Source organism: Halobellus sp. GM3 (assembly GCF_052545375.1).
The window spans coordinates 1-9952 of the sequence record NZ_JBQWLT010000024.1; the positions used below are offsets into that span (position 1 = coordinate 1).

6 protein-coding genes and 1 tRNA gene are annotated in these 9952 nt (G+C 62.1%); 5 read left to right on the plus strand and 2 right to left on the minus strand.

Annotated features, from left to right (window positions below):
* Positions 1–466: 466 nt before the first annotated feature.
* Together ACT3HL_RS17530 and ACT3HL_RS17535 are read left to right on the plus strand one after the other, a co-directional pair.
* Positions 467–1027 carry a TATA-box-binding protein gene (locus ACT3HL_RS17530; protein WP_445088045.1) on the plus strand — a complete coding sequence of 187 codons (561 nt, stop codon included), beginning with the start codon at positions 467–469 and terminating at the stop codon, positions 1025–1027.
* Positions 1028–1142: 115 nt separating this feature from the next.
* Positions 1143–1979 (plus strand): transcriptional regulator FilR1 domain-containing protein, encoded by an 837-nt coding sequence (locus tag ACT3HL_RS17535; protein ID WP_445088046.1) that lies wholly within the window; start codon positions 1143–1145, stop codon positions 1977–1979.
* 133 nt (positions 1980–2112) lie between these two features.
* On the opposite strand, the gene ACT3HL_RS17540 is transcribed toward ACT3HL_RS17535, so the two are convergent.
* Positions 2113–3315, minus strand: a complete 1203-nt coding sequence (locus tag ACT3HL_RS17540) for an AAA family ATPase (protein ID WP_445088047.1) — start codon at positions 3313–3315, stop codon at positions 2113–2115.
* Positions 3316–4362: 1047 nt separating this feature from the next.
* Positions 4363–4542 (minus strand): hypothetical protein, encoded by a 180-nt coding sequence (locus tag ACT3HL_RS17545; protein WP_445088048.1) that lies wholly within the window; start codon positions 4540–4542, stop codon positions 4363–4365.
* Positions 4543–4822: 280 nt separating this feature from the next.
* Between ACT3HL_RS17545 and ACT3HL_RS17550 the strand changes: the two genes are divergently transcribed.
* From ACT3HL_RS17550 to ACT3HL_RS17560, 3 genes are all read left to right on the plus strand, one after another.
* Positions 4823–6943, plus strand: coding sequence for a DEAD/DEAH box helicase family protein (locus ACT3HL_RS17550; RefSeq protein WP_445088049.1), 2121 nt, complete (start codon positions 4823–4825; stop codon positions 6941–6943).
* Between the two features lie 7 nt (positions 6944–6950).
* On the plus strand, positions 6951–9737 hold the full coding sequence (locus tag ACT3HL_RS17555) for a type I restriction endonuclease subunit M (protein WP_445088050.1): 2787 nt from the start codon (positions 6951–6953) through the stop codon (positions 9735–9737).
* Positions 9738–9814: 77 nt separating this feature from the next.
* Positions 9815–9888 (plus strand) — tRNA-Tyr (locus tag ACT3HL_RS17560).
* Positions 9889–9952 lie beyond the last annotated feature (64 nt).

Below are 9952 nucleotides of genomic sequence, written 5' to 3' on the forward strand. Positions count from 1 at the left end.
CGGACAGGTGACACCGAACCACCAAGGCTAACATCAGATTCCATCTGTACGGCGGACCGCAGGGGTGGAATCCTCATTCCGTGTCCGACTTTAGCGAAACGACGAACGGGTATAAACCCGTTGAATCCGTTCCGCCTCGCGGTGCGCTGCACCGCGACAGCCGGAATGCGAGTGCGAGCGGAGTTCAACCGCCCACAGTCGCGTTGTGTTCTTCGCATTACTGTCTGATGCCCGGGTTGTACTTAACCCCGTTGATCTCGAACGAGTTTCAAAAAATCGTGTTCAATATGAGTGTTCGTCTAATAACATAACTGATCGATCCGCCAATGTGATCGTTTGACCAGTCGGAATCTCGCGGAACGGGACGTGGACTGATTCGTATTGGTATCATCGTGTACGTGCCCGAGAAAAGTGCTATTTATAACGGGGGCCTTTATAAGGGAGGGCAGAGATAGTCCGACAGAGCATGAGCGCGCCGGCAGATTCAATCGAGATTCAGAACGTTGTCGCATCGACCGGTATCGGCCAAGAGCTCGATCTGGAAGCCCTCGCCGAGGACCTGCCCGGAGCCGACTTCAACCCGGATAATTTCCCCGGGCTCGTCTACCGGACGCAGGATCCGAAGGCTGCGGCGCTGATCTTCCGTTCGGGGAAAATCGTCTGTACCGGAGCAAAGAGCATCGACGATGTCCACGAGGCGCTCGGAATTATCTTCGAGAAGCTTCGCGGTCTGAGTATCCCCGTCGACGAGGACCCGGAGATCACCGTCCAGAACATCGTTTCGAGCGCCGATCTCGGGCACAACCTGAACCTGAACGCGCTCGCGATCGGACTGGGACTCGAAGACGTCGAGTACGAGCCCGAGCAGTTCCCCGGGCTCGTCTACCGGATGGACGAACCCGAGGTCGTCATCCTGCTTTTCGGCTCCGGGAAGATCGTGATCACCGGCGGAAAGCGGACCGACGACGCGAAGACCGCCGTCGGGGAGATCGTAAAACGCATCGACGATCTGGGCCTCCTCGGATAGCCGAGCCGCTCCCGACGAGCCCCAGATCGTCGATAGATGAGGGCCTGCCGGCGGAGAAATCACGAGTTACAGAGGAACAGAGCGCCGCAGCGTTCAACCCGACACGGAAGGACCGATGAACGTAGATGCAGACGCACCCGTGCAGTCGAGCGATGAGCACGCACGCGAAGCCGCGGCGTTTCTCGTCGGCTCCGGCTCGCGGGTGGCGATCTTTCAGTCCCTTCGGTCGGGGACCTTCCGGCCGACCGAACTCGCCGCGCGTTGTTCGTGTGCTCGCGAAACGGCACAGCGGACGGTCAGCGCGTTCGTTGAACGGGGGTGGGCAGAGAAAGTGTCCACGACAGCAGGCTATCGACTCACTCCCGCGGGAGAACTCATCGCAGAGGGGTATGACCGATTCGAGGCGCGGATCGAAACGTCAGAACGTCTCTGTACGCTGCTCGATAATCTGAGCGGCATCGACATCGTCTCAGAGCTCGGGTGTGAAACGCTCGAAGGACTCACACACGCACGGGCGACCAGCAAGAACCCGCACGCTCCACTGGACCGATTTCTGGCGGTCGTCGGCGACGAACCGGTCGAGGAGTTCCGAGGCGTCACGCCGATCGTGAGCCGGGTGTTCAACGAGGCCGCTAACGCCGTCATCGAACCCGAGAGTCGCGTCGACCTCGTCGTCGACGAGGACGTGCTCGCCGCGTCTCGCGAGACGTATCCGGAGGCGCTCGAACAGGCCGCGGCGTTGGGGGGATTCACGCTGGTCGTCTCACCGGAACCGATCGATTACGGACTGATGATCGTCGACGATCACGCCTACGTGGGGGCGTACGACGAGACGGACAACTTGGTCGCGAGCGCGGATGGGACCGACGACGAATTCGTCGCGTGGGCCGAAGAGACGTTCGAGCAGATCAGCGACGACGCCGCAGAGTGGGAGCGGCAGTCGGGTCAGTAGTCAGAACGGTCGTCAGAGCGGTATACAGATCAGAGGTCGCTGCCGACTACGTCCCGAATCGATCGCCGAGAGGCAGGGTGGTCGAGAAAGCAGAAACGTGTGCGATCTTCGAGAGAGGAAATCGCACACGTTTTCACTCGACGTTTTCGGTCAGCACGTCCCTGACGACTTCCGGGTCCTCGAGCAGTTGGTGTTTGGTGTAGCTCCCCTCTGCGCTGCCGCCGCTGTGTTTCGACTGTTCGATGATGTCCAAGAACGCGTGCTCTTTGAGCAGGTCGCGGACGCGGCGGAGCGAGAGCGTATCGGACCCCTGTCCGTCGCAGATGTTCTCGTAGACCTCGAAGACGCGACTCGTTCTGAACCCCTCCTGTCGGTCGCTCGAAAGCGACAGGATCGCGAGCGCCTGCAGCACGTACCGCGAGTGGGGCGTCGATCCGCGAATCAGTTCCCGGAACCGATCCGTTTCCGCGCGCTCGCGCGCCTGCGTGACGAACTCTTCCCGAACGGTCTGTGCGCCGGTCGACTGGGCGATTTCCCCCGCATATCGGAGGATGTCGATCGCCTTCCGCGCGTCGCCGTGTTCCCGCGCGGCGAGTGCGGCAGCGCGAGGAATCGTCGAGGAGTCGAGGACGCCGTCGCGGAAGGCGTCCGACCGCGCCTGCATAATGTTTCGGAGTTGGTTGGCGTCGTACGGCGGGAAGACGAACTCCCGCTCACAGAGGCTGGATTTGACCCGCTCGTCCATCCGATCTTTGTACTGGATCTTGTTGCTGATGCCGAGTACCCCGAGTTTACACTGGTCGATTTTCCCCGCCTCGCCCGCCCGCGAAAGCTGCATCAGGATGTCGTCATCGGAGAGTTTGTCGATCTCGTCGAGGAGGATGAGCACGACGTCGTACTGCGCGTCGAGAATGCGCCAGAGTCGCTTGTAGTACGTCGACGTGCTGAGCCCCTTGTCGGGGACCTTGATCCCCGTGATCTCGGGTTTGTTCACGCCGTCGGCGATGGTTTGGACCGCCTGTGTTTCGGTTGTGTCCTGCGCGCAGTCGACGTACGCGAACGTCGCTTTCACGTCCTCTTCGCCCGCCGTTGCGACGAGTCGCTGGGAGACGTACTTCGCACAGAGGGACTTTCCGGTCCCGGTTTTCCCGTAGATGAGCACGTTACTCGGGCTCTGTCCGAATATCGCGGGATTGACCGCGGCGGCGAGATCCGAGATTTCGTCGTCCCGGCCGACGATGCGTCCCTCCCCCGGGAGGTGATTGATCTCTAAGAGTTCCTTGTTCGAGAAGATAGGGTCCTCCCGGGTGAAGAGATCGTCACTAGTATCCGGCATACTACAGGACACCGGGTTTCCGGTGAAATGCGTTACTATTTGACGGAGTGTGTTGGTTCGGTCGACCACGACACACACACCACGTTTCCGGTGAACAGGGAGGAAGAGGGGGTGACGTGGAGTCGAAGGCGGGGTTCTCGTTCACCGGAAATCCGGTGTGTGGATCCGTCACTGCGAGCAAGACGTGCCGAGGCGATTCATCGTAGCGTTTGCACGTCTTCGCTCACTTGATCGCTCGACACTCCGCGCACTCGATCGCACGCTGTCGGGCGATCGGATGTGCAGTCAGGTGCAAACGCTACGATAGCAGTACGTGAGAGACCGCGTTCCGAGTGCAGCACGTTCACAGAAAGAGAACAAAACGGACCGTTTCAAGTCCGACAAGCACGACGAATCGTACTTAAATGTTTGCTGACTGGATCTCACAGAAGGTACGAGAGATAAGTATAAATATGTTCCTTTTTAGAGGACAGAATTATTCAGTTGGAGAGAATTGTTAGGAGAGTAACACCTGTCTCAAACTGAGGAGATCGAGACGAAAGGCCGGGACGAGAAGACAGACCGAGGAGGTCTGAAACGCAGATACTTCACTGGAAACGCGGATACTTCATCGGAAATGTGGTGACTAAGAGTGGTGGCTTCAGCGAGAATAGAGCGTGAGTGTACAGGGCTCACAACGCGGTCAAAGCACAGAGGATTCGTGGGATGCGAGGCACTGCCGGGCCTGAATGGTGCCACTGTCGAGCCTGACACGAGAGAAGACGAGTGGGATAAGACGACTGGAATGGATGAGACAGCGAGTGTACCAGAGGGAAGTGACGGTCGTGAAGAGTGAAGGTGGTGTAAGGAGTATCCGAGACCCATTTCACCGGAAACGTGGTGTGTGAGCGCTGAGGGCACGAGCTGCAAAACATCCTCTTTCACCGGAAACGTGGTGTGCACGTCGCCGTCGACACGAGATATAGTAACAGAGCTCTGAGATCAGCATCAACAGAGGCTCCTCACGAACGAAGGCCAATGCGGAACTGACCGAGGAGCCGTTTGAAACTACAGATCGACAGTACAACAGGTGCCAGTCGTCAGTTCCTCCGCGTCGATGTGGGTTGTAAGACATGCATAATTACAGAACTGACCAGCCTGTTCTCGCTGGCCTCTCACGGTCTCTTCGACGTACACCGGATCATAAGGAGCGAGATCGCTTCCGCAGTACGTGCAGTCAGCGGTCATACGACATCACACGACCGCCAACCACATTACCATACCGTTGGAGTGTGTTCTCCTCGCACACCCCTGCTGTTCCACGAACGGCGAGGGGAGAACCAGATCAATGAGTGATCAGTTCGGAGGCTATCTGTTTCGACCGAGAGAGATTATCTATTTTCACCGGAAACGTGGTGTGACACAGCGACAGAGTACTCGTCAGTGTGGGAAGCCCAGATACTGTGGACGAACAGATTCCACTGTGACAGTCGCAAACCGTTTCCCGACAGAGGCCGTCCCGCAAACAATGAGCGATGAGGATAGTAAAGGCGTAGAAAACACCCACGACGCAGCCGACACGACCAACGCTGACGCGGCCAACGCTGACGCGGCCAACGCTGACGCGACCGCAGCCGACGCAACCAACGACGCTGATGACAGCGCCGTCACCGAGAGGGCCTCTGTCGAGACAGGCTCGATCGAGACGGACTGTCTCGACCTAGACCGCTTCCACGACGCCGTTGAGTCGGTTGGCCGCCCCGTCGTGACGGCCTCGGAGGTCGCCCGCAGCGCCGAGACAACACAGGCGTCGGCAGTCGAGGATCTCGACGCGCTGGCCGCTTCCGGCGCCGTCGAACGCGTCGACGTCCACACGGATCCTGTCGTGTACTTCCCGACCGAGTGGGGGAAACTCGCCGAACGCGAGCGCGTCGTGTTCTTTCCCGAACGGCGCGAGATCGTGGTCGACCAACCGACCCAGTACACCCGCGCGAGGCTCTCGCAGTTCGCGCATCTGGTCGATTCGACGGGGCGCAGGGACCGTTCCACTGGTATCTCCCCGGGATACCTCTACACCGTCCGCAGAGAGGACGTCTGGCAAGCCCCATTCGATGAGATCGAGGATCTCCTACGGATGATACGCTCGGTGCTCCCGCACCGGTCGCCGCAGTTCGAACAGTGGGTCGAAACGCAGTGGAAGCGCGCGAACCGATTCCGGCTGTTCACTCACGAAGACGGGTACGTCGTCCTCGAAGCCGCCTCGGAGAATCTGATGGGAAACGTCGCCCGGCAGAAACTCGACGACGAGCAGCTCGTCGCCCCCATCTCGGACACGCAGAGCTGGGTTCGCGAGGGGGCCGAAGCGACGATCAAGCGCGTCCTCTACGAGGCGGGGTACCCCGTCGAAGACGACCGCGACCTCGACGCCGGCGATCCGCTCGATGTCGAACTCACCGTCGACCTCCGCGAGTATCAGCACGACTGGGTCGAGCGCTTCATCGAACAGCGCTCGGGCGTCTTGGTCGGGCCGTCGGGCGCGGGAAAGACCGTGACAGCGATCGGCGTCCTCGCGCGAGTCGGCGGCGAAACGCTGATCTTGGTCCCCTCGCGCGAACTCGCCGCACAGTGGCGAGCCGAGCTACTCCGCCACACGACGCTCGCGGAGGAACAGATCGGCGAGTACCACGGCGGCGAAAAGGAGATCCGGCCGGTCACGATCGCGACGTACCAGACCGCCGGAATGGACCGTCACCGTTCGCTGTTCGACTCGCGCGCGTGGGGGCTCGTCGTCTACGACGAGGTCCACCACATCCCCTCGCGGATCTACCGCCGGAGCGCGGACCTGCAGACGAAACACCGGCTCGGACTGACGGCGACACCCGTGCGAGAAGACGACAGGGAAACGGAGATCTTCACCCTCATCGGCGCGCCCATCGGGACTGATTGGTCGAAGCTCTTCGAGGCGGGATACGTCCAAGAACCGGAGGTTCAGATCCGGTACGTCCCGTGGGAGGACGAACTGGTCCGAAACGAGTGGGCGAACGCCGACGGCCGCGACCGCCACCGAATCGCCGCCGAGAACCCCGCGAAGGTCGAGACGACGCGCCGGATCCTCGATGCGCACCCCGACGCGAAAGCCCTCGTCTTCGTCGAGTGGTTGGACCACGGCGAGGCGCTCGCAGACGCGCTCGACGCCCCCTTCGTCAGCGGAGAGATGCCTCACTACCGTCGCGAGCGGGTGTTCGAGTCGTTTCGCAACGGCGAGCGCCGAACACTCGTCGTCTCGCGCGTCGGCGACGAGGGTATCGATCTCCCGAACGCCGAACTGGCAGTCGTCGCCTCCGGGCTCGGTGGGTCGCGTCGGCAAGGCGCCCAGCGCGCCGGTCGGACGATGCGCCCGGCCGGCGGCTCTCGCGTGTACGTGTTGGCGACTCGCGGCACGTCCGAGGAGGACTTCGCACAGCGGCAGATGCGCCACCTCGCCGAGAAAGGGATACGCGTGACGGAATACACTCCCACCAATCGAAGCGGCTCCGGCAGTGAGCAGCCCGATTCCGGCGGCGACCGATCCGATCCCAGCAACAATCGGTCCGATTCCGGACGCGACCAATCTGCATCCGAAGACAGACCGAGCTTTGACGGGACGTAAGGCAGCGATGGAGAATACAAACGAGACGGCGGACGGTTCGGTCTCGTGGTCCCGGATCGCAGAAAGCCAGTCGGTTCAGGAGTACCGAACGATCCTCGCTGAATCGATCGATCAGCCCCCGATCGCGGCCGAATTCATCGCTTGGCGGAACTACGTCCAGAACCGACACGGAGACGTGTTCGCGCGGCTTGCTGACGAAGCGAGCGAGACGGGTAACAAAGCGAGCGAGACGATTGACGCCGAACCGGACGTGGCGAGTGCCGCCGAAGCCGACGAACCGCACAACTCGGAAGGCGGAGAGTGGCCCCCCGACGCACGGCCACGCGAGTCTATCGCTCGGGACCTCTTCGTCGAGACGCTCGCATTCGATTTTCTCCTTCTCACGCTACTTCGGACGGCAGAGAGTCGGTTCGGGTGTTCGCTGACGCGTCCGATCGACGCGGACGCGGCGATTCCCTTCGAGGCGGATTTCGAGACTGTGCACCGGTATGTGACCTCGAAGCAAGATGACGTAGAGGCACCCCGAGACGGCGAACGACTATCGCAAAACACACCGCTAGAGCGTCAGGCCTCTCTGTTCGTCCGCGACGCGGAACCCCGAGACGTCGCGTCGCTCCATCGCGAGAGCGTGTCGCGGCTGTTCCGACGCGCGTTCGGGCGGTACGACACTCCCAACGGACTGGCCGCGCTGGCCGTCGAATCCGTCTGTGAGGGGGCCGAAGCCGGCGGCGTCGACCCCGACCTCGCCTCCGGTCCAGACCACATCGAGGGCACCGAATCCGGTACCGCGCTCGACGACCTCCCCCTCGTCGTCGACCCCGGTTGCGGCGCCGGAGCCTTTCTCGCCGCCGCGGCGAAGTGGATGCAGTCGCAGAAACTGCCCGCTGAGCCCCTCTCTCACGACGCTTTCTCACCGCGTGATCAGCTCCGAACTCTCCTCGAATCGGTCCGGGGATTCGACGTGTCACCGACCGCAGTCCGTGCGTCCCGCTTGGCGGTCGTTCTCGCGGCCCGGCCACTGTTTGTAGAGGCGGGAAATTCGATCGGTGAGACGCGAGACAGTACTGAGGGAGTGCGAGGTTCGACCGGTGAGACGCGAGACAGCACCGGGAGCGTGCGATGTTCGATGAACGGGAGCGATAGCCAAAGACGCTCGAGTGACGCCCACTCTCCTCTCTCATTCACTCCACGCGTCGTGCTCGGCGATGCGATAGCGGCGACCGTGGATGCACCACCGCTCGACGGCCAGCGAGCGGACGTGCTCCTCGCGAATCCGCCGTGGCTGACGTGGAACACACTGCCGGAGAGGGCGAAAAAACGCTGGCGAGACGGGCCGGTAGCCGACGACGATATCGACCTGTTCGGCCGCAGCGGCCGCGAGGCGCGGCTCGGATATGCGAACGATGACCTCTCGGTCCCGTACGCGTGGACGTGCCTCCACCGGCTCCTCCGGGACGGCGGCCGCGCAGCCGTCGTGCTGAAGCGTGATCTACTCAGGGCCCCCGCCGGAGAGCGTATCCGTCGCCCGTCTCTGGGTGACCGGCGGATAACGTACGAGCGCGTCCACGACTTCGACACGCTCACGCCGTTCGCCGACGTCGACGCCGGAACCGCACTCCTGTCGCTGCGAATCGGAGAACCACCCACGGAATTCCCCTCCGAGCCGACGCACCCGTTCCCGACCGGTGATGGTGTTCCAATGACTCGGTGGTCGCGGAACTCGGACGGAACCGACCCCCCTTCCTCGTCGTCGCCGTCATCGACTGGAACGTCTCCGCCGTCTTCGTCGTCTGCGTCGTCCGCATCTTCCCCACAGTCCTTGGAGTCGTCACCGCGGCCGTCGGAGTCGTCATCGCGGCCGTCAGGACCGTCGTTTCAGTCACTCGCGTCGATGCGGTCGTCCACCGCCCGCGTGGAGACGAGACTCGTCTCGTCCGATCCCGCCGATCCCGACCCGGAGAATCCGTGGATCCCCGCTGATGCCGAGAACCGGGCGCTCGGCACCAATGCGTACCGTATCCGTCACGGGGTCAAGGACGACGCGAAAGCGGTCTACGCCGTCGATCGGTCGACGATCGAACGGCACGGGCTCGAATCCGACCACGTCTACCCCTACCTGAAATCGAAGCACATCGTGAAATACGGACTGTTCGGCCACGACCTCCAGCTGGTGCCGCAGCGTCGTGCTGGCGCCGACAACGAAGCGGAGCTTCGACGCCAGACGCCGCAGACGTACGCGTATCTGGAGGCCCACCGAGGGCGACTGAGGGACCGCGGCTCCTCGTGGTTCGAGGGGGGACCGTTCTACTCGCTGTTCGGACTCGGACCGTACACGTGGTCGGACTACAAGGTCGTCTGGTGTCGCCTCGGGTTCAAACCCCACTTCGCCGTGGTATCGACCGTCACCGATTCGCTCGTCGGCGAGAAGACAGTCGTCCCCGGCGACCACTGTATGTTCGTCGGGACCGACGACGAACGCGAGGCGCACTACCTCTGTGCGCTGTTGAACTCGGCGCCCTATCAGCGGTGTCTGCGGGACATCTCCTCGGGCGGGAAGTCGAGCCTCTCGAAGTCGACGGTCGAACGGGTGGCGATGCCCGAGTGGCGCGCGACGGGTCGGCAGCGCCGACTCGCCGAGTTATCGCAGCGAGCGCACGACATCGTCCCCGAGCACGTGGACTGCTCGAAGCGCGCGTACAACGGGAAGACGATACCCGAACTCGACGCTGTCCAAACCGAAATCGACCGAACGGTGGAGTTGCTTCTGCGGGAACCGGTCGATAGCGTGTCCTGAATCGTACTGCTGGAGGGGCGGGCGGCCCGCGGCGATGAGTAACCCTTAAGTCTAACAGCGGTGCTACGTTGAGGTGCCCGCCCTTAGCTCAGCCTGGTAGAGCAGCCGACTGTAGATCGGCTTGTCCCCCGTTCAATTCGGGGAGGGCGGATATTCTAAAAGGACGGACGCTCTGCCGTCCGTCATTCGATTTCAGTCACACGCCCGAGAGCCCG